Annotated in this window: 18 protein-coding genes; 11 read left to right on the plus strand and 7 right to left on the minus strand. The window is 59.4% G+C overall.

Annotated elements, in window-relative coordinates; translation table 11 throughout:
* The first annotated feature begins 6 nt into the window (after positions 1-6).
* The 9 genes from J2J98_RS25495 (at position 7) to aspA (ending at position 10575) form a co-directional block, all read left to right on the plus strand.
* Positions 7-519, plus strand: coding sequence for a RidA family protein (locus J2J98_RS25495; protein ID WP_207603591.1), 513 nt, complete (start codon positions 7-9; stop codon positions 517-519).
* Between the two features lie 135 nt (positions 520-654).
* Positions 655-1851, plus strand: a complete 1197-nt coding sequence (locus J2J98_RS25500; RefSeq protein WP_207603592.1) for an aminotransferase class V-fold PLP-dependent enzyme — start codon at positions 655-657, stop codon at positions 1849-1851.
* Positions 1852-1885: 34 nt separating this feature from the next.
* A complete protein-coding gene (locus J2J98_RS25505; protein ID WP_207603593.1) occupies positions 1886-3742 on the plus strand; it encodes an ABC transporter ATP-binding protein in 1857 nt (618 codons plus the stop codon).
* Positions 3743-3797: 55 nt separating this feature from the next.
* On the plus strand, positions 3798-4619 hold the full coding sequence (locus J2J98_RS25510) for a bifunctional allantoicase/(S)-ureidoglycine aminohydrolase (RefSeq protein ID WP_207603594.1): 822 nt from the start codon (positions 3798-3800) through the stop codon (positions 4617-4619).
* Positions 4620-4714: 95 nt separating this feature from the next.
* Entirely contained in the window at positions 4715-5434 is a 720-nt protein-coding gene (locus J2J98_RS25515; RefSeq protein WP_207603595.1) for a FadR/GntR family transcriptional regulator, read from the plus strand.
* 48 nt (positions 5435-5482) lie between these two features.
* Positions 5483-6190, plus strand: a complete 708-nt coding sequence (locus J2J98_RS25520) for a FadR/GntR family transcriptional regulator (protein WP_064707459.1) — start codon at positions 5483-5485, stop codon at positions 6188-6190.
* A gap of 211 nt (positions 6191-6401) precedes the next feature.
* Positions 6402-7874, plus strand: a complete 1473-nt coding sequence (locus J2J98_RS25525; RefSeq protein ID WP_207603596.1) for an amino acid permease — start codon at positions 6402-6404, stop codon at positions 7872-7874.
* Positions 7875-7942: 68 nt separating this feature from the next.
* On the plus strand, positions 7943-9046 hold the full coding sequence (locus tag J2J98_RS25530; protein ID WP_207603597.1) for an asparaginase: 1104 nt from the start codon (positions 7943-7945) through the stop codon (positions 9044-9046).
* Positions 9047-9147: 101 nt separating this feature from the next.
* The gene (gene aspA, locus J2J98_RS25535; RefSeq protein WP_138395616.1) at positions 9148-10575 is read left to right on the plus strand and encodes an aspartate ammonia-lyase; all 1428 of its coding nucleotides are present in this window, start codon (positions 9148-9150) and stop codon (positions 10573-10575) included.
* Between the two features lie 134 nt (positions 10576-10709).
* Here the strand turns inward: aspA and J2J98_RS25540 are convergent, their stop codons facing one another.
* Entirely contained in the window at positions 10710-11639 is a 930-nt protein-coding gene (locus J2J98_RS25540; protein ID WP_064713439.1) for a TauD/TfdA dioxygenase family protein, read from the minus strand.
* Between the two features lie 302 nt (positions 11640-11941).
* Here J2J98_RS25540 and J2J98_RS25545 point away from each other — a divergent pair, with 302 nt between their 5' ends.
* On the plus strand, positions 11942-12349 hold the full coding sequence (locus J2J98_RS25545) for a carboxymuconolactone decarboxylase family protein (RefSeq protein ID WP_064713440.1): 408 nt from the start codon (positions 11942-11944) through the stop codon (positions 12347-12349).
* Between the two features lie 135 nt (positions 12350-12484).
* Here the strand turns inward: J2J98_RS25545 and J2J98_RS25550 are convergent, their stop codons facing one another.
* The 6 genes from J2J98_RS25550 to J2J98_RS25575 all read right to left on the minus strand — a co-directional run bounded on the left by J2J98_RS25550 (position 12485) and on the right by J2J98_RS25575 (position 19855).
* On the minus strand, positions 12485-14143 hold the full coding sequence (locus J2J98_RS25550) for a glycoside hydrolase family protein (RefSeq protein ID WP_207603598.1): 1659 nt from the start codon (positions 14141-14143) through the stop codon (positions 12485-12487).
* 109 nt (positions 14144-14252) lie between these two features.
* On the minus strand, positions 14253-15614 hold the full coding sequence (locus J2J98_RS25555; RefSeq protein WP_207603599.1) for a NosD domain-containing protein: 1362 nt from the start codon (positions 15612-15614) through the stop codon (positions 14253-14255).
* Between the two features lie 53 nt (positions 15615-15667).
* Positions 15668-16810 (minus strand): ABC transporter ATP-binding protein, encoded by a 1143-nt coding sequence (locus J2J98_RS25560; RefSeq protein WP_138395612.1) that lies wholly within the window; start codon positions 16808-16810, stop codon positions 15668-15670.
* A 13-nt stretch (positions 16811-16823) separates the two neighbouring features.
* Positions 16824-17660 carry a carbohydrate ABC transporter permease gene (locus J2J98_RS25565; protein ID WP_064707091.1) on the minus strand — a complete coding sequence of 279 codons (837 nt, stop codon included), beginning with the start codon at positions 17658-17660 and terminating at the stop codon, positions 16824-16826.
* On the minus strand, positions 17653-18534 hold the full coding sequence (locus J2J98_RS25570; RefSeq protein WP_064707090.1) for a carbohydrate ABC transporter permease: 882 nt from the start codon (positions 18532-18534) through the stop codon (positions 17653-17655). The genes J2J98_RS25565 and J2J98_RS25570 overlap by 8 nt, the downstream gene beginning before the upstream one ends.
* Positions 18535-18595: 61 nt before the next feature.
* A complete protein-coding gene (locus J2J98_RS25575; protein WP_207603600.1) occupies positions 18596-19855 on the minus strand; it encodes an ABC transporter substrate-binding protein in 1260 nt (419 codons plus the stop codon).
* Between the two features lie 172 nt (positions 19856-20027).
* Here J2J98_RS25575 and J2J98_RS25580 point away from each other — a divergent pair, with 172 nt between their 5' ends.
* Complete coding sequence (locus J2J98_RS25580) at positions 20028-21053, plus strand: LacI family DNA-binding transcriptional regulator (protein ID WP_064707088.1); 1026 nt, start codon at positions 20028-20030, stop codon at positions 21051-21053.
* The last annotated feature ends 154 nt before the right edge of the window (positions 21054-21207 follow it).

Consider the following 21207-nt stretch of genomic DNA (forward strand, 5'->3'; position numbering starts at 1 on the left):
ATTCGCATGACAGGAGTTTGCGTGAATCAGTTTCCCACTGCCGCCGGCAAGGTCGAGAACTCGCCTTATCATCGGTTAGCCGCCCTCGGCATTGCGCTGCCGCCACCGCCGCCGCCGATCGCCAATTTCGTGACGCATGTGGTGGAAGGCAACATGCTCTATCTCTCAGGCCAGGGACCGCGCGAGGCCGATGGCTTTCTGCATGCCGGCAAGGTCGGCGGCGGAGTCGGTGTCGAGGAGGCCTACCGGCATGCGCGGCTGACCGGCATCAACCTGCTTGCCGTCATGCATGAGGCGCTTGGCGATCTCTCCCGCGTCAAACGAGTGGTCAAGCTGCTCGGCATGGTCAATGCCGTGCCTGAGTTCGAGGACCATCCGAGCGTCATCAACGGCTGCTCGGATCTGTTGATCGCCGTCTTCGGAGCGGCCGGCGAACATGCCCGCTCGGCGGTCGGCTTCGGCTCGCTGCCCGGCAACATCACCGTCGAGATCGAGGCCATCGTCGCCTTGCATGGCTGACGAGGTGTTTTCATGTTTAGAGTGGTCTTCGGATGAGCTTTTTCTATTTCAATCCGCATCTTTCGCCCGGCGTCTCGACACTACCGGATGACCGCGCCATGTTCTGCCCTTCGCCCCAGACTTCCGGAGAACTTCATGCCCGATGATATCAGACCTTCGCTCGGCCTTCGCCCCGTCATCAATGTCTCCGGCACGATGACCAGCCTCGGCGCCTCGATCGTCGTTCCGGAGGCGATCGCCGCGATGACGGCGATCCTGCCGCACTTCGTCGAGATCAACGACCTGCAGCGCAAGGCAAGCAGCGTCATCGCCCGGGTGACCGGCGGCGATGCCGGCTTCGTCACCGCCTCCTGCTCGGCCGGCATTTCGCTTGCCGTCGCCGGCGCGATCACCGGCGACAATCTGCTGGCGATCGAGAGGCTGCCGGATGCCGTGCCCGAGAAGAACGAGGTGCTGGTGCAGATGGGCCATGTGGTGAGCTACGGTGCGCCGGTCGACCAGGCGATCCGGCTTGCCGGCGGGAAGGTGGTGCTTGTGGGACAGGCGACCTCGACACACCGTTTCCACATGGAAAGAGCGATCACCGACAAGACCGCCGCTGCCGTCTATGTCATCTCCCATCATGTCGTCGATTATGGTCTTCTGAACCTCAAGGAATTTGTCGAGATCGCCCATGCCAGGGGCGTGCCCGTCATCGTCGATGCGGCCTCGGAATACGACCTCAGGATTTTCCTGGAGCAGGGGGCCGATATCGCCCTTTATTCCGGCCACAAATTCCTCGGCGGTCCGACCTCGGGCATCGTTGCCGGCAGCAAGGAGCTGGTGCGCCATGCCTTCCTACAGAATATGGGCATCGGCCGCGGCATGAAGGTCGGCAAGGAGAGCATTTTCGGGGTCATGGCGGCGCTGGAAGCCTGGGAAAGCCGCGACCATGCCGGGATCCGCGAACGTGAGACCAGCTATCTCAATCTCTGGAAGAAGACGCTCGACGGCCGTCCCGGCGTCACCGCGCTGATCGAGCCCGACCCGACCAACAACCCCCTCGACCGTCTTCGCCTGATCGTCGATCCGGAAGAGGCGCATATCACCGCCTGGGATCTGGCCGATGCGCTGGCGAGGGGCAGTCCGCCGATTATCGTGCGCGACCACGAAGTGGAGCATCGCTATTTCTATCTCGACCCGTGCAACCTGCATCCGGGCCAGGAGGTGATCGTCGCAAACCGTCTTGCTGAGGAGCTCGACAAGGCGCGCGCTTCCAACGAGATCATTGCAACTCCGATCGAAAACCGCAGCAGGCACCGCTTCGACGGATTGCTGCGCTGGCCGGATTGATCCGCCGTTCTCATCCGCCGCAAGAGGAGCCGACATGGCCAACGCCCAAGCCCAGCCGATCGACACATTGAGCCCCGTTCTTTCCGTCGACCGGCTGACCACGTCCTTCGTGGTCGACGGCGCCTGGAAGCCGGTCGTGCTCGACGTTTCCTTCACCGTCGCGCCCGGTGAGACCGTGGCGATCGTCGGCGAATCCGGCTCGGGCAAGAGCGTGACGTCGCTGTCGATCATGCGGCTGTTGCAGCCGGAGACGAGCCGCATCGAAGGCCGCGTCATGCTCGGCGGACGCGATCTGCTGGCCCTGCCGGAACATGCCATGCGGCAGGTGCGCGGCAATGAGGTGGCAATGATCTTCCAGGAGCCGATGACCTCGCTCAATCCGCTCTTCACCATCGGCGATCAGATCTCCGAAGCGCTGCTCTGCCACTCCGATATGAGCCGGGCCGACGCCAGGGCTGAAACGATCAGGGTGCTGGAGAAGGTCCGCATCCCCTCGGCCGCCTCCCGCTTCGACGAATATCCGCATCGTTTTTCCGGCGGCATGCGCCAGCGGGTGATGATCGCCATGGCGCTTGCCAGCCGGCCGAAACTGCTGATCGCCGACGAGCCGACGACCGCACTCGACGTGACGATCCAGGGCCAGATCCTCGATCTCATCAAGATGCTGCAGGAGGAGGAGGGAACCTCCGTTCTCTTCATCACCCACGATATGGGCGTCGTCGCCGAGATTGCCGACAGGACCGTGGTGATGTATCGCGGCGAGCAGGTGGAAAGCGGCGCCACTTCCGATATCTTTCACCGCGGCAGACATCCCTACACAAGGGCGCTGTTGTCAGCCGTGCCGGTGCTCGGCTCGATGCAGGGCCGGCAGAGGCCGCTGCGTTTTCCCGTGGTCAACACCGCGACGGGTGAATCGGACGTCCCCGCCGAGGCTGCCGATACGGTGGCGGCAACGCCAGTCCTGCAGGTGAAAAACCTCACCAAGCGCTTCGACATCCATTCCGGCCTCTTCGGGCGGCTGACGAGCCGCGTGCACGCGGTCGAAAACGTCTCTTTCGATCTCAATGCCGGCGAGACGCTGTCGCTCGTCGGCGAATCCGGCTGCGGCAAATCGACGACAGGGCGGGCGATCATGCGCCTGATCGAGCCGCAGGCCGGTTCGGTGCTCGTCGAAGGCAGGGAGGTGCTGGGCCTCGACAGGAAGGAGCTGCGCGAGATGCGCAAATCCGTGCAGATGATCTTCCAGGATCCCTTCGCCAGCCTCAACCCGCGCATGACGGTGGGTGCTGCGATCGCCGAGCCCTATCTCGAGCACAGGATGGGCAGTTCAAAACAGGCCAGGGACGTCGTCGCCGATCTGCTGATCAAGGTCGGCCTTTCCGCTGACATGGCCGTGCGTTATCCGCATGAATTTTCCGGCGGCCAGCGCCAGCGCATCTGCATCGCCCGGGCGCTCGCCCTGCAGCCGAAGGTCATCGTTGCCGACGAAAGCGTTTCGGCGCTCGACGTGTCAATCAAGGCGCAGGTCATCAACCTGATGCTCGACTTGCAGCAGAGCCTCGACCTCGCCTTCCTGTTCATCTCGCATGATATGGCGGTGGTCGAGCGCGTCAGCCACCGCGTGGCGGTGATGTATCTCGGCGAGATCGTCGAGATCGGCCCGCGGGCCGCCATCTTCGAAAATCCACAGCACCCCTATACGAAGAAACTCATCGCCGCCGTGCCGGTGCCCGATCCCGACCGCCGCCACGAAAAGCGCATGGTGGCGAACGACGAGATCAAGAGCCCGATGCGCCCGATCGACTATGCCCCTCCGATAGCCGCCTATCGCGAGGTCGGGCCGGGCCATCTTGTCATGGCCGATCGCTCGTCCGGCTTGGGAGTTGCCTAACGGATCGGCGGCGCATAAAGCAGGTGCAGAGACAAATGCTTCGAAAGCCGCGCTTATGAACAAGACAGATTATTTTTCGACGCTCGGCGGATTGCCGCCGCAGAGCCAGCTGCTTTCGGGCCGGGCCGTTTTTACCACGGCTTACGCGGTCATCCCCCGCGGCGTCATGAGCGATATTGTCACGAGCCTCCTTCCGCATTGGACGGGCACGCGCGCGTGGGTTCTCTCCCGCCCGCTTTCCGGCTTCTCCGAGACCTTCTCACAATATGTGATGGAGGTTCAGCCGGGCGGCGGTAGCGACCGGCCGGAGCCCGACAAGCGGGCCGAAGCGGTGCTGTTCGTCGTCGAAGGCGGCATGACGATCGAGCTCGAAGGCGTCAGCCACGGGCTGCGCGCCGGCTCCTTCGCCTACCTTCCGGCCGGCTCGGCTTGGCGCCTGAAGAACGACGGTTCGACCGCAGCGATCTTCCATTGGGTCCGGAAGGCATTCCAGGAAGTCGAGGGACTGGAGCTGCCGCCGGCGATCGTCACACATGAGGACAACCATCCGATCCGCGCCATGCCAGACACCGACGGCCGCTGGGGCACCACCCGCTTCATCGATCCGGCCGATGTGCGTTATGACATGCATGTCAATATCGTGACGCTGGAGCCGGGCGCGGTGATCCCCTTCATGGAAACGCATGTCATGGAGCACGGCCTCTATGTGCTGGAGGGCAAGGCGGTCTATCGCCTGAACCAGGATTGGGTCGAGGTCGAGGCCGGCGACTTCATGTGGCTGCGCGCCTTCTGCCCGCAGGCCTGCTACGCCGGCGGCCCCGGGCGCTTCCGGTACCTGCTCTACAAGGACGTCAACCGCCACATGAAGCTCTGGTAGTCGCTTTTCGCGACGCGCGTGGCACGCGCGCGGCACGCTTCGGATCCCCTGTTCGGTTGCTTGACAGCTCTCTGGATTGCCCGCATCGTCCTTCGATGCGGGATATGGATTCATGGCTGTCGGAGAAGAAAGAAATAGGCCGAAGAAACGCTGCCGAAGCGGTCTTCGAGGATATCCGCACGGCCATTGTCGATCGGAAACTGGCGCTCGGGATCCGTCTTCCCTCGGAGGTGCAGCTCGCCGAACGTTACGGCATCAGCCGGGCTATTATCCGTGAAGCGCTCCGCTCGCTGCAGACACTGGGGTTTACCCAGACCCTGACTGGCCGGGGCACCTTCGTCGTTTCGGAGAGCCCCGCGCGACAACTCGGCGGCGGCGCCTATTCCGCCCGCGATCTGATGGAGGCGCGACCCTGCGTCGAGATTCCGGCTGCCGGTTGGGCGGCGTTGCGGCGCTCGGACGAGCAGCTGAGCCGCCTGACATCCTTGTGCGAGCGGATGGATGAGGAAGAGGGTGTCCGGGAATGGGTGCGGATGGATGCCGCCTTTCACGGACAAATCGCGGAGGCTTCCGGCAATGCGATCTTCCGCAAAGTCGTCGCCGATGTTCGCGGCGCGCTTTCGACGCAATCGGAACTGGTCGAGCATGTTCGCGGCCGGCGCAAAGCGTCGAACGCCGAGCATCGTCGAATCCTGGAGGCAATTGCCGCGGGCAGCGAGCAGGATGCGCGCGCAGCCATGGCGGAGCACCTACTGGAGGTCAAGCGGTCCATTATCGGGATTGCCGATGACAGTCGAGCTGCCGAGAAGGCATGATTTCAAATTTGCGCCCGGATATCCCGCGCGGCCGATCGAATGCAAGCGATGAACGATCTAGAAAACTGGCTGTCCAATCCCGCGACCATCAGTCGCAAAAGCGCCTCGGAACTTGTGTTCGAGGAGTTGCGTAGCCTCATCCTTTCCGGCCGATTTGCTGCCGGTTCGAAGCTGCCGTCGGAAGCTAAGCTGGCGGCAAAATACGGCGTCAGCCGACCAATCGTGCGGGAAGCGCTGCGTTCGCTGCAGATTTTGGGGCTGACCGAGACGAGAACGGGCAGCGGTACATATGTGCTTGCGGCTGCCGGCGACGGAGATATCAGTTACGGCGATTATTCGGCGCGTGATCTGATGGAGGCGCGGCCTCACGTCGAAGTATCGGCCGCCGGCTGGGCGGCGCTGCGTCGGAGCGATGACGAGCTGTCCCGGTTGTTCGGACTTTGCGACGAGATGGAGCAGGAGGAAAATACCGAGGCCTGGGTGCGGCTGGATTCGGATTTTCATGGGCTTATCGCAACGGTATCGAAGAACGCCGTCTTCCGCGATATCGTCGACGAGGTTCGGGAGGCGATGGCGCAGCAATCCGGGCTGCTGACGGTGTTGGGACCGCGGCGTCAGGAGTCGAATGAAGAGCATCGCGCCATTGTCGAAGCCATCCGCGCCGGCTCGGATATCGAGGCCCGGGCTGCGATGGAAGTCCATCTCCAAAAGGTCGAGGCGGCGGTCAATCGCATCATCGGCGCCGCACCGCGTTAAGCAATTGCGAACGATTCCCGCAACACCGTTGCGTGCGGGCATAGGCAGCTGCTGATGGCCGAACCGGCTTCCATATATGCACACCATCGAACGAAAGGCCCTTGACCGTGGCGCGGCTTCTCCGTTATTCCCGAACCTGTCAGACCGCATTGCAGATTGACACCTTGTGTGGCGGCCGGGGAGGCTGCCGAACCCAAGATAGGGAGGAGAAATGACAGTCATGGAATCCACCAGAACGAAGGCCGACGGCCAGGTTTTCGCCGAGGAGGACCTCGGTTACAAAAAGGCGCTGAAGCCGCGGCAGATCCAGATGATCGCCATCGGCGGCGCCATCGGCACCGGCCTGTTTCTGGGTGCGGGCGGGCGGCTTGCCGCTGCCGGTCCGGCGCTCGTGCTCGTCTATGCCCTATGCGGCTTTTTTGCATTCCTCGTTCTGAGAGCGCTCGGCGAACTGATCGTGCATCGCCCGACCTCGGGTTCGTTCGTCTCCTATGCCCGTGAATTCTACGGCGAAAAGCTCGCCTTCGCGGTCGGCTGGCTGTACTGGCTGACCTGGGCGATGACAGCCGTCGCCGATGTCACCGCAGTGGCTCTCTACATGAATTTCTTCAAGGCATATGTCCCATGGATCGCCATGATCGATCAGTGGGTATTTGCGCTGACGGCGCTGGTCCTCGTTCTCGCCATGAACCTTGTGTCGGTAAAGGTCTTCGGCGAACTGGAATTCTGGTTCAGCCTCGTCAAGGTTCTCGCTCTGGTCGTCTTCCTGATCGTCGGGGTCTACTTCGTCGTCACCGGCACGCCGATCGACGGCCATGTTCCGGGGCTGAATACAATCACCGACTTCGGCGGCATGTTTCCGAGCGGGATCTTGCCGGCGCTGGTCGTGATACAAGGCGTCGTCTTCGCCTATGCCTCGATCGAGTTGATCGGCACTGCCGCAGGCGAAACCGAAAATGCGCGCAAGGTCATGCCCCGCGCGATCCGAACGGTTGTGCTGCGGTTGGTGGTCTTTTATGTCGGCTCGGTTCTGCTGCTGTCGCTGCTGCTGCCCTATACCGCCTATAAGGGCGGCGAGAGCCCGTTCGTCACCTTCTTCGGCAAGATCGGCGTCCAGGGCGCCGACGTCGTCATGAACCTCGTCGTGCTGACTGCGGTCCTGTCGTCGCTCAATGCGGGCCTATATTCGACCGGCCGCATCCTGCATTCCATGGCGATTTCGGGCTCGGCGCCGGCCGCGCTGGCGAAGATGAACAGATCCGGCGTGCCCTATGGCGGCATCGCGGTGACGGCTGTCGTGACCGCCTTCGGCGTCGTGCTGAACGCCGTCGTTCCGGCAGAAGCTTTCGAGATCGGCTTGAACGTCGCCGCACTCGGCATCATCGCTGCATGGGGCGTCATCGTCCTGTGCCAGCTCAAGCTGTGGCACCTGTCGCGTCAGGGCAAGCTTGCCCGGCCTGAATTCCGGATGTTCGGCGCGCCCTATACCGGCCTGCTGACGCTGGGCTTCCTGGCGGTCGTCGTGAGCCTGATGGCGCTCGATTATCCCGTCGGAACCTACACGGTCGCTTCTCTGCTGCTGATCATTCCGGCGCTGGTGGTCGGCTGGCTCGTGATGCGCGAGCGCATCCACATGCTCGCCGCCGAACAGGGCGAGGATCGCGGCGGCTTCGATCTGGCCTGAGGGATAATCGAACCTGTCCCGGTGGCGCATCATGCCGCCGCCGGGGCACCGCATCAATGGAGAGAAAAATGACCCCGAGTGAGGATTGCGTCGTCACCGATCGTGGCGGGATCGTCGAGAACCGTCATCGCGTCCACGTTGCTGTCGTCGATGCTAAGGGCAGGCTGCTTTACACGCTGGGGGACCCGACACGCATGACGCTTGCCCGCTCCGCCGCCAAGCCGGCCCAGGCGCTCGCCATCCTGGAGACGAATGGGTTCGAGCGATACGGCTTCGATGATGCGGATCTCGCGCTAATGTGCGCTTCCCACAGCAGCGAAGAGCGGCATATCGCACGGACGCGAGCCATGCTGTCGAAGATCAAGGCCGAGGAGGCCGATCTTCGCTGCGGCGGCCATTCTTCCCTGTCCGAAACGGTGAACCGCGCCTGGATCAAGCAGGACTATACGCCGACGGCGGTCTGCAACAACTGCTCGGGAAAGCACGTCGGAATGATTGCCGGCGCCCGCGCCATCGGAGCGGGGGCGGAGGACTATCACCTGCCGGATCATCCGATGCAGGTGATCGTGAAGCGAACGGTTGCCGAGCTGTGCGATCTGGACCCGCAGGACGTCGAATGGGGGATCGACGGATGCAATTTGCCGACCCCCGCCTTTCCGTTGGATCGCCTGGCGCGCCTCTATGCCAAGCTTGCTTCGGCAGCAGATGGAGGCGAGTGGCGCCAGGGGTCGTCGAGGCGAGGCCCGGCACTGGCTCGCATTTTCCAGGCGATGACGCGCCACCCCGACATGGTCGCGGGCGAGGGGCGCTACTGCACGGTTTTGATGGGCGCATTCGGCGGTGCGATAATCGGCAAGCTCGGCGCCGATGCCAGCTATGCAATCGGTGTGCGCGCCTCGGATGATACCAGGCGATTGGGAGCGGATGGGGCGCTCGGCATCTCGGTCAAGATCGAGGATGGCAACGTCGAAATCCTCTACGCCGTCGTCACGGAAATCCTCGAACAGCTTGGCATCGGCTCGCCGGAACGCCGCAAGCAGCTTGCGGAGTTTCATCATCCCAAGCGCGTGAACACCATGGGTGTCACGACCGGCGGCGTGTCCTTTCCTTTCAAGCTACGCGGATACACGCCGGACGGAGAGAATTCCAGTCCTGCGGCTTTAACCCGATGACACAATCAGGACGCGGCAATTTCTGCTGCGTCTCAACCCATCATCTCTTTGGCCTGCCGCCGTCTTTCAGCTCCGCAGCGCCCTCTCTCGAAAGTCCAGCCATGACTATCTCCGATATTGCAAAAATCCGCGTGGAACATGACCTGATCGGCGATCGCGACGTGCCGGCTTCGGCCTATTACGGCGTGCATACGTTACGCGCGGTCGAGAATTTTCCCATTACCGGCCAGACCCTGCGTGAATCGGCGGATCTGATTGCGTCGCTCGCCGCAATCAAGCAGGCGGCGGCTCAGGCCAATGCAAGCCTTGGTCTTCTAGATCGGGCGCGCGCCGACGCCATCATCGCGGCCTGTATCGAGATCCGCGACGGTGCGCTGCACGACCAGTTCGTCGTCGATCTCATTCAGGGCGGCGCCGGCACCTCGACCAACATGAACGCCAACGAGGTGATTGCGAACCGGGCGCTCGAAATCATGGGATATGGGCGGGGCGATTACCAGCACCTGCATCCGAACGAGCATGTCAATCTCTCGCAATCCACCAACGACGTCTATCCGACGGCGCTGAAGCTCGCCGCATGGATCGGCGTTCACCGTCTCGTCGACGCCATGGCCGTCTTGCGCCGGTCGTTCGAGGCCAAGGCGATCGAGTTTGCCGACGTCCTCAAGATGGGCCGCACCCAACTGCAGGACGCCGTGCCGATGACGCTGGGGCAGGAATTCGGAACCTATGCGCTGATGCTCGCGGAGGACGAGGCGCGCCTTGCCGAAGCCGTCTCGCTGATCCGCGAGATCAATCTTGGGGCAACGGCCATCGGCACCGGCATCACCGCCCATCCTCACTATGCCGCGCTGGTGCGCGAGCGCTTATCTGCTATCGTCGGCGTCGATCTGGTGACCTCACCGGATCTGGTGGAGGCGACACAGGACTGCGGATCCTTCGTGCAGCTTTCGGGCGTCCTCAAACGCGTGGCGGTCAAGCTGTCCAAAACCTGCAACGACCTGCGGCTTTTGTCTTCGGGACCGCGCGCCGGGCTGAACGAGATCAACTTGCCGGCGCGGCAGGCCGGCTCCTCGATCATGCCGGGCAAGGTCAACCCGGTCATCCCTGAGGTCGTCAACCAGGTCGCTTTCGAAGTGATCGGCAACGACGTGACGATCACCATGGCCGCGGAAGCCGGCCAGCTTCAACTGAACGCCTTCGAGCCGGTGATCTTCTACAGCCTCTACCGCAGTCTCAGCCACCTGACCAATGCCTGCCTGACGCTCGAGGCGAATTGCATTCAAGGTATTACCGCCAACCGTGACCGGCTGCGACAGACGGTCGAGCAGTCGATCGGCATCGTGACGGCGCTGAACCCCTATATCGGTTATCGCAATGCTACGGAGGTTGCGCTGGAAGCGCATCATTCGGGACGGGGGGTCTATGAAATCCTTCTCGAACGCGGCCTTATGCAGAAGGAGCATCTGGATGCGGTGCTGCGCCCGGAAACGCTGACCCGGCCAAGCGAGAAGCTTTCTTTCTCGTAAGGCATGCGGCTCATTTTGTCCGGGGGCTTCTTTGCGAGGGGTCTCCGGCCGTCCGCCGTCTGTCCTGGAAGGTGTCGACCGGCAGATGAAGCTCTGGTCGCTTCATGTGCCGGCCAACACTCATGTATGTGGGATCACGCCGCCTTTGCTTGCGGCTTGGCGGCCTTGACATGGGTTATGCTGCGGCGACCGTCGATGCTGAAGGGAACATCGCCGTCAACCGTGGCACGGCGCACGACGCGGTGCTGGTCGCCATAGTCGTTGACGGCATAGTGCTGGGTTGCGCGGTTGTCCCAGATCGCGACATCTCCGGCTCTCCAGCGCCAGCGCACGGTATTTTCCGGGGCGGTGACGTAGGACTGGAACACCTCGTACAGTTTCGCGGAGTCGCTCTTCGACAGTCCGACAAGGCGCTGAACGAAGTTGCCGAGCAGCAGCGATCTTTCGCCGGTCTCCGGATGAACACGCACGACCGGGTGCTCGGTCTCGTAGATCGTGGAGGTGAAAACCTCTTCGAAAAACTTCTTCTCTTCGGCGGTGGCGCGAGGGCGCACGGCGGCATAGTCATAGGCGTTGCTATGAATGGCCCACAAATTGTCGGCCAGCAGTTTGAGCGGCGCCGGCAGGCTTTCATATGCGGCATGGGTATTGGACCAGATCGTGTCACCACCGGCCGCCGGAATGACGACGCCGCGAAGGACGGAGAATTTGGGATAGGCATCAACGAATGTGACGTCTGTGTGCCACTGGTCCGCCCGGCCGCCGCCGCGGCTGGAATCGAGGTTGAGGATGGAAGCCGTGCCGGCGACCGGTCCCTGGGTCGGATGAGGCACGAGATCGCCGAGCCGGCGCGTGAAGGCTTCCTGTTCGGAATCGTCCAGATGTCCCTGATCGCGGAAGAAGATGACCTTGTGTTTCAGGAGAAGCTGGTTGATGGCTGCCACCGTTGCATCCGAAAGATCTCCGCCAAGGCGGATACCTCTGATTTCGGCTCCGACACGGCCGGTCAGCGGAACGACATCGGATTCGGGAATGATCTGATTGACGAGAACCGGATTGCTCATGGAAATCTCCTGTTGATATTGGAAGAAGTCGGCAGGTCGCCAGCGCCCGAAGAAAGGTTCATCGGACGTTCGAAATCTCATCGCTGAAAGTCGACGGGGCTATGGAACCGTATAATCTATAAAATCTGTAGACAATAATTTCTAATTTTGCCTGTTTTCCTGAAACAGCTGTCTTCGATTTCCTCGCCGGGAGGGAGGCTGGCGGCCATTGTCATTTCTTCGTATGTACCGCCCGGCAGAGTGGGATCGCCGAGAAAAATATGCTTTGAGGCCGTAGATCGGCGCTCGGAAAGGAACTTTCGATGGCAACAGTCAAGCTTCTGTCGGACCAAGAGGCGGCAGCCATTCCAGCCGTGCAAGCCGTGTTCGATGACATCAGAGCGACACGCAAGACCGATTTCATCAACAATTTCTGGCGTGCTCTTGCAAACGATCCGGCAAATCTCAAGCGGGTATGGGAGACGCTCAAATCGGTCATGACGGTCGAAGGCGCGATTGATCCGTTGACGCGGGAGATGATCTACATCGCCGTGTCGACGGCCAATGCCTGCCAGTACTGCATTCAATCCCACACCGCAGCCGCCCGCACGCGCGGCATGACCGATGCCCAGCATGGCGAACTGCTAACGATCATCGGGCTTGCCGCGCAGACAAATTATCTCGCTCTCGCTATGCAGGTTCCCACAGATCCGGAATTCGAGGTGCGATAGGTAACGACGTCTCGGATCAAGCACATGCAACCAGTCCCGTCCGCAATCTCCCGCATCATCAGATGCGGGGAGTGTCACATTCCAACTTAGCTTAGCTTTGCGACTATCCCTTAGAGCGACTTCAGCACGATGCGATTACTCTCTCAAAACGCTCACATGTGCCTTCGATAGAATTACAAGATTGTCCGGTCTGACGTTGAGATAGTTGCGCCGCGTGCCGCAGACGGCTCCTCCGTCAGCAAAAATCTCTAAGATGCCCTTGTCGTGGATGACTCTCAAATCCGTTGCATCGGCAATGGCCGCGGCATAACGGATCGATCCGTCGTCTTGTGGCAGATGCACGGAGATACTTTGATCTTCCACCAGGATGGAAAATGACAATCGTCCGGCTTCGGTCGCGGTGATCCTTGTACCGTCTAGCATCCCGTTCAGTCGGATGTCGATGGACGCTTCTTCCAGAACATATCTGCCGGGCTCTGCGGAAGACAGAGGCGCATGAGGGAGAGCCTCCTCCACTTCGTCGGCGGGTCTCATACATATCCTGTTGCGCGCATCCAGCGATAGCTCGCGGGGTAACGACAACTCGCCGGAATACGGCGATCCGGCAGGCTTGCGGAACTCCCAATTGAAGAGCCACGCAAACGCGATCTGCCTGCCACCCGCCGCGAAGCTCTGCATCGCATAAAAGTCGCTGCCGAAATCGAGGAGTTGCAGCGCATCGGAGTCCGGAATGAAGCGGTCATCGGCGAAACTCCCGACGAGCCCATAGAGCAGGTTGTGTCGCCCGCTGTCAGGATCACAGTGTCCGACAAGTCCCATGATCAGCACCCATTTGCCGTCGATGGAAAAAAAGTCAGGGCATTCAACTGCCCTGGCGCCCTGCTCGCGGAAATAGGGCGGCGCACGGTACAGCGGTCCCAGGTATTTCCACTCAAGCAGATCCTCCGAACCATAAAGCAAGACTGCCGGGTCGCCATGAATAGAAGCTCCGAGCACCATGCGATAAGCGCCGGAGGCTTCATCCCACCACACCTTTGGATCGCGGAAATCGTGCTCAATTCCTTCGGGTCGTTGCTCGAGCACGGTCGAGATGCTTTCCGCCTTGATCATCCGCCGGTCCGGCCGGGCGATCTTCTGTATTTCTCGATAGCCTTTGAAAAGGTCATAGGCGGGCAGGCGTTCCGTATAGAAGAACATCAGGCTGCCATCCCTGTCCTGAAATGCATTGCCGGAGAATGCGCCTCCGGTTGCACCGAGACGCCAGAGGTTCTGCTCCGGATGGAGGAAAACCGGCATGTGTGTCCAAGTGAACAGGTCAGGGCTGGTAGCATGTCCCCAGTGCATTGGCCCCCAGTCGCCGCCGCATGGATGGAATTGATAAAACAGGTGCCAGCAGTCGCCGATCCTGCAGAGACCCACGGGATCGTTCATCCAGTTGCGACAAGGAGAAAAATGAATTCGAGGCCGCTGAGGATCGCTTCGCAGCCATGTGCCAATTTCGCTTCTTGCGCGAATTAGAATTTCATCCGTGTTGAATTCCCATAGCTTTATGCCGGCCTCCGCAACGGTTGCCGGATCGTAGGAGTAGGCCCAAAGGAATGCTTCCGGCCGGTCCCATTCAACGAGAACGCTGCCGGCCTCGCGGTGGTGATAGGAATAGTATGATGGATGAGCTTCGAAAGCGGGCACATGCCAGAGGGTCTCACCATATTGTGAAATGGTGACGGCCCCAGGGCCGGTTGCCCAGAATTCCAAACGCTCGCCCGAAGCAAATGAGACAATCGCTTTAGCCATTTGGAGACGCAATCTAAGTGAAGTACGGCCGGTCCGAAGACTGGCTCAAATTATGCAGGGGAGGACTTTCGGTCCCATGACGGCGGAAGAGGCCTTGCGGCTGCGGGTTCTATTGCCCAGGAACCGGATTGCCCCTGAATGCATTTACCGTTCTGTCCATCACCACTTGTTCGACATTTCCGGAGTCTAGGACTGTATTCCGTACGGAGTCCTTGTGCACCAGCACTGTCGTTACGTCGAGCGCTGTCGAATTCCCGACTGAAAGCAATGCGGTTACTTGTGTTGAAAAACAGGCGCTGTTTGGCGCATCGGTCCTGTCATTTTGAGGTATCTCGGTGGTGGCCACAATGTGATTGTTGGCTATGTAGTTTCCACTGCCGGAAACTACATTAATTATTACGGGTTTTGCTGCGGGAGGCCTGATATATTGAGCGTCTATGGTTTCCGAAATATGGTTCGCGATCAGCGAATTGTTGCTGCCGTCAATCTGCAAAAGCCCAAATAGATCATCCAAGCCGTTGTCGTACTTCTGCATCGGCGCCCATGGCTCGCGATCTCGCAGAAAGTGATTTGAGGAGACCAAATTCTCGCAGCAGTTAGCAGCAAAAACCAACATTCCTGGATAAAAGGAATGGAACCTATTTCCTGTGACCGAGGAGCGCACCACGCCGGAGAAATGGACACTGCTCGCTCCTCGAGGAAATACGTTATTTGAGGATACCAGAATGCCCGCGTAATTCTCGGCGTAAATTGAGTGTCCCCTATATCCGGCGCCGACGAAATTATTTGCTATTCTTGAGGCCTGCCCCATGCCTTTCAGTTCGATACAGTTGCCGCACTCTGCGATGAAATTGTTGTCTATTGCGAGCGCATCCGCATCATGAACAGTAACTCCATGCTCCAGGTAGATAAGGCCCATCCCGGTTATTCGGAATGAGTCATTGGCGCTGCCGACGTAAATTCCCGTTTTGCCATTCCTGTATGTGTTTTCTGCGTCGTTTTGCCCCGAACCATCATCGATGAAGTGCAAGCCATCGATGCAAAAGTCAGCAAACTCCACAGAGCTTATACGAGGATTTCCGCCGCGCTTGACATAAAACGCGGCACCAGCAGCCTCACCGTCTGCCGCCTCTGGAGAAATGTCCACAAGTATACGACTTCCGCCCGGCCACACCTCGTGCCAGTGGGCTAGCTCGCTTGCGGGTGTGTTGAAACGGATGCTCGACGACGTAAAACCATGCCCAGAGCCAACGATTTTCAGATAGCTCACGTCTATCACGACTTGAGTGACAAGACGATAATCGCCTGGCGGTATATAGATAACTGATCCAGGTTTTCCGCCGTCATTTGCATCGACAACCGCTTGCCTGTTTTTAATATCCGCAATGATGTTATTGATGACGGCGCCAATATCCTCACGAGGATTGCCTGCTGGATACTTCGTGACGTCGTAACAATTTTCGCTAAGCATTGTAATGCCTCCTCGGACGGCGAGAGTAATCTTGTTTTGTTTTGGCTATGCCATCACCAGATGCTGGTGCGGGTGTCCGGGTCAAAGAAGTGAAGTTCTTCGGCATCGACAGCTATGCGCGCGATGTCACCTGCTCGCACCGTGCTCTTTGGGGAAAAACGGGCTACAGCAGCTTTTTCGTCGCCGATGTCGGCGATGGCGTCCGGGTCGCCAGCATCGACCCAAGGTGCATCGATATTCAGATGCACCATGGATTCAGAACCTAGCGCCTCAACAAGAGTGACCGGGGCCGAGATCTCGGCGGGAGAAGGCCGGATTGCAGCGTCGTTCATGTGCTCGGGCCGGATACCGAGGAGAATTTGACGGTTAGACGCACCGTTCAGCGAGGGACGGCATTCGAAAACCCGGTCAGGAATTTCGAAACTGTTGCTGCCCAGGGTCACCGTCCTTCCATTCAGAACGGCCTCGTACAAGTTCATCGAGGGCGATCCGATAAAAGCCGCAACAAAGACGTTGTCAGGGCGGCTGTACAGGTTTTGCGGTGTGTCGACTTGCTGCAGCACACCGCCCTTCATGACAGCGACACGGTCACCCATCGTCATTGCCTCGACCTGATCGTGAGTGACGTAGATGGTGGTGACGTTTAGTTTTCTCTGGAGGCTGGCAATCTCGGCGCGCATCTGCACACGCAGTTTTGCATCGAGATTGGACAGCGGTTCATCCATCAGGAAGGCGGACGGCTGGCGGACGATCGCCCGACCCATGGCGACGCGCTGCCGCTGGCCGCCGGAGAGCAGCGCCGGTTTGCGGTCGAGCAGAGCCGTCAGTTCGAGGATGCGCGCGGCCTCATCCACGCGCCTGGCGATGACGGATTTTGGCAACCCCGCCATTAGCAGTGGAAAGGCGATGTTTTCGCGCACGGTCTTGTGCGGGTACAGCGCGTAAGATTGAAAGACCATGGCGATGTCGCGATCCTTGGGATCGACATCGTTGACGACCCTGTCCCCGATCCTGAGTTCGCCGCTCGAAACGCTCTCAAGGCCGGCGATCATCCGAAGCGCCGTCGATTTCCCACATCCCGAGGGACCGACAAACACCATGAACTCACCATCCCTGATGTTGAAATTCAGGTCGTGTAGCGCATGAAAGCTGTTGCCGTAGATCTTGTTGACGTTGCGTAGTTCTATACCGGCCATGTCTCCGCCTCCCTCATCCTTTTACAGCGCCGAAAGTCAGGCCGCCGACGATCTGCTTTTGAAGTGCGAGTGTTACGATGATGACGGGCAGCGAATAGAGCACGGCCGCCGCCGTCATCGCTCCCCAGGCAAGGCCATAGACTGAGTTGTATTCAGCAATGACGATCGGTGCCGTTTTGGTCGCCTCTGACGTCAGCAGCAGAGCGTAGAGGAACTCGTTCCAACTCGTGATGAAGGTAAAGAGCGCGGTGACGGCGATTCCGCCCGTCATGATCGGAAGAATGACCTTCAGAAAAGCCTGGAAACGGGTGCAGCCGTCCATGCGCGCCGCCTCTTCCAGATCCTTCGGAACGCCTTCAAAGAAGGCTGCCATGAGAAGAAGCGCAAGAGGTACCGCGGCTGATGTGTGGGCGAGCACCAGACCGGGAACGGTATCCAGCAGACCGAGCGACTTCAGAAGCTGGAACAACGGCACGCCGAGCGACACCGAGGGCACCATGCGCGTGACCAGCGCGAAAAGCAGGAACAGGGTGGTGATCCGGCGCCGGTAGTGGGTCGCGACATAAGCGGCCGGAACCGCCACAGCGAGGGAAAGGATGGTTGTCAGTACCGCCACCGTCAGCGAGCTTGCGAAGGCCCGCGGCAGGGTCGATGATTGCAGGACTTCGCGAAAATTCTGGAAAGAGGTCACGACGGGAAAGAAGCTCGGCGGGATCTGCTGGACATCCGCTGCCGGCTTGATCGACGTCATGAGCAGATAAACGTAGGGCAGCGCATAGGACAGGACGAGGACGAGCGCGGCGGAATTGATCACGATGCCGTTGAGATTCAGGCGGCGCGCACTAAGCATGGACCGGCCTCCATATCTTCCAATAGGCAGCGGCAGCCAGAAGCATCATGACGATCAGAAACAGCGTGCCGGAGGCCGACGCCTCGCCGAGATCGCCGAAGCGCACCATGCGCTGATAGATGTTCATCGAAAACACTTCAGAAGCGTGGTTGGGACCACCTTGCGTCTGAATCCAGATGAGGTCGAAAGTCTTGGCCGCATCCACCCCACGCACGATGACGACAACGGCGATCACCGGGCGCATCAGCGGCAGCGTGACATGCCAGAAGCGTTTGAACGCGTTCGCGCCGTCGATCCGCGCGGCCTCGAGCAGGTCTTTGGGAATGTTGGTTAATCCGGCGTAGGAGACGAGGGCGACAAAGGATGTCGTTAGCCAGATATCGGCGAAAGAAACGGAATAGATGACGATATCTTCATCGGACAACCAGGCAATCGCATCGGGGTCGCTGATGACGCCCAGATGGACGAGCCCGTAATTCAAGATGCCGATGTTCCCGACCAGGAGAAAGCGCCACAATAGGCCGGCGACAATGGGCGGCACCATTAATGGCAGCGTGAAGATCGTGCGGTGCCAGCGCGACTGGCCTGGGAGCGCCGTGAACAGCAGAGCGGCGCAGAAACCGAAGGTAAATTCGAAGAACAGCGCAAAGATCGAGTACTGAATTGTTCTGAATGCGCTTTCCGCGACGCGTTTCGAGGTGAGCGCATCGATATAGTTCTTGAGCCCGATCCACTCTCGTATGTGGGGAGTAATGGTATCGACCTTAAAAAAGGAATCGAACACTAAAAGCCCTACCGGGTATGCGACCAGCAAGCCAAGGATGGCGAGGGCCGGCGCAAGCATGCACAGCACGAATCGGTCTTCACCCGACATGGCGCTCTCCGAAAGCTGATGATGCGAGGAGGACCACCCCGGCCTCCTCGCCGCCGAGGGATTACTCGAGGATGTCTTCGATCGTTTCCTTGGCGTCCGCCAGGACCTTGCCGACATCCGCTTTGCACGTCAGGGCCTGTTGCACAGCTGGAAGAACCGCTTCGTCGACAATTTCCTGATATTTTTCGTTAAGCGGACGGCCTTGCGTCGCAGGAGCACTCAACGTCTCAAGCAGCGGCGTGAAATGCTCATAACCGGGCTTGCTGGCATAGCCGTTATAGGCCGAGTTCGTCGCAGCCAACCCAAGCGGCGCTTCGATACCCAGGGCATTGTTGGCGATCGCGAAAGCTATGAACTTCTTGGCCGCTTCCTTGTGCTGGGACGTCGACGGAACGACATTGTACCAAGGACCCGGAATTGCCCCGACTCCTGCATCGCCGGCCAGCATTGGGGCGACGCCGACCTTTCCGCTGACCTTGGAATCGGTGGGCGTCATCTTGTAGGCGTGCGCCCAGAATTTCATCATCGCTGTCTTGCCTTGATAGAACAGGTTCTGAGCCTCGCCCCAGCCGATCTCGTTCACGTTTTCGGGCACGGAATGATCGATGCAGTGCGGCGCGATGTAGAATTCGAGCGCCTTCCTATGCGCTTCGTTGTCGATGATCACCTTCCCATCCTTGTCGAGGATTACACCTGGCGAGCCCGCCTGAAGCACATGCGCCATCCATTCTTCGGAGAAGCTGCCGATCGTGTCGGTGCCCCAAAAGTCGGTCTTGCCGTCACCATCTGTGTCTCGGGTGAAGAATGTTGCGATGTCGCGCCATTGCTGCCAAGTCTTCGGCGGCGCGAGGGGATAACCATATTTTGCCTGGAACGCTTTCTGTTCCTCAGGCTTGTCGAAGAGGTCCTTGCGATAAAAAACAACTTCGGCATTGGCCCAAGCAGGCATGCCGATCAGTTTGTCACCGATCTTCGCGTCGGCAAGCAAGGCAGGCGGCAGGTCCTTGCGAACTGCATCGGTGAAAAGCGGCGCAAGGTCTTCGACATGGCTTGCGAATTTCGCGTTCCACACGACGTCGATCGTTACCACATCGAACGCCGACGAACCTGAGGCGATTTCGGCCGAAAACTTGTCGAAGACGCCTTGATAGGGAACGACGGTGAAGTCCACCTTGATACCGGTCTCGGCCGAGAACTTCTCTGCGGCTGCCTTCTGCAGCATTTCGCCGCCGCCTTCCACAAGGATATTGATGGTCTCGGCCTTGGCGGAGGCCGTAATGCAAACGAGCGCGAGCGCGCTGGCGCCAAGCAGTTTCTTCATGAGTTCCTCCCTTGTTCCGCCGGAAGCACTTGCCTCAGGCTGCTCCATTGTCAGGACCATAGGCGTGCTATGACGACGTTGTCAATTCCAATTGTCGACGTTGTCAGAAAAATATGTCGACGTTGTCATTTGTGTGGATTACAACAGACCCGCATCAGGAGAATTGGCGGAAATGGTAAGCATCGTGAGCGTCGCGAAAGCGGCAGGGGTTTCGAATAAAACAGTCTCTCGCGTCATCAATGGCGAGCCCTACGTGACTGAGGAAACCCGGGAGAGGGTGGAAAAGGCTATTCGGGACCTCGGCTATATCCCGAATATGGCGGCGCGCCTCATACGATCCAGCCGCTCCAACACCTTTGGGATTATCACCGATTATGTTTCCACGACGCCTTATTCGGTTGATATTGTCCGCGGAATTCAGGATTGGGCCAATGCGAATGGGAAAACCATCCTGATAGCCAACACCGGTGGTTCGTCCGAGCGAGAGGTGGAAATCTGGAAAATGTTCCAGTCCCATCGCATTGATGGAGTCCTGTATGTAACCATGTACCGCCGCATTGTGGATCCGGAGACCGGCGATGTCAGCATTCCAACCGTGATGATAAATTGTCGGCCGCAAACAAGGGAGCTCCTGCCGTCTATCGAGCCCGATGATTATCAGGGGGCGCGAGATCTTACCCGGTATCTCCTTGAACGGCGTCATCGCAGAATCGGTTACATCCGGCTCAATCCGATCCTATTGGGAGCCGAACTGCGCTTGGATGCATTTCGCCGAACGACAAGCGAATTCGGTCTCACAGAGAACGACCTCTCTATCAGCCTGGGCATGGATGGGCCTGTTGGGGCAGAAAACAACTACGTCTTTGCTGCAGCGACCGAAATGCTCAAACAAGACGACCGTCCGACTGCGATCATGAGCGGCAACGACGAAATGGCAATTCAGATCTACATTGCTGCCATGGCACTGGGATTGCGGATTCCACAAGATGTCAGCATCGTCGGCTTTGACGATTTTCGAACAGTCACTATGGCGCTGAAGCCAGAGCTGACCACGGCGGCGTTACCATACTACGATCTCGGCCGAGAGGGTGCGCAGTGCCTGAACGATTTGATAGCGGGCGAGAAGATTTATCCGGGCAGTCGAGTTGTCTCTTGCAAGCTGGTTGAACGTAGCTCTGCGACCTTTAGCCCTCATTAGGCGCGAGAATCTCTACTGCCTGCCTCGAATGACCACGTCTGGTTTGAGCGTTGCCACAGCTGAATGAGCTCCGCCAGATAACCTTGTTTTGCCTATGAAAATCAGAGACCGTCGAAGGCCGATTTTGGATGCTGAAACGCATAATCCTGAATCG

It is taken from the genome of Rhizobium bangladeshense (assembly GCF_017357245.1).
GTDB classification, from domain to species: Bacteria; Pseudomonadota; Alphaproteobacteria; order Rhizobiales; family Rhizobiaceae; genus Rhizobium; species Rhizobium bangladeshense.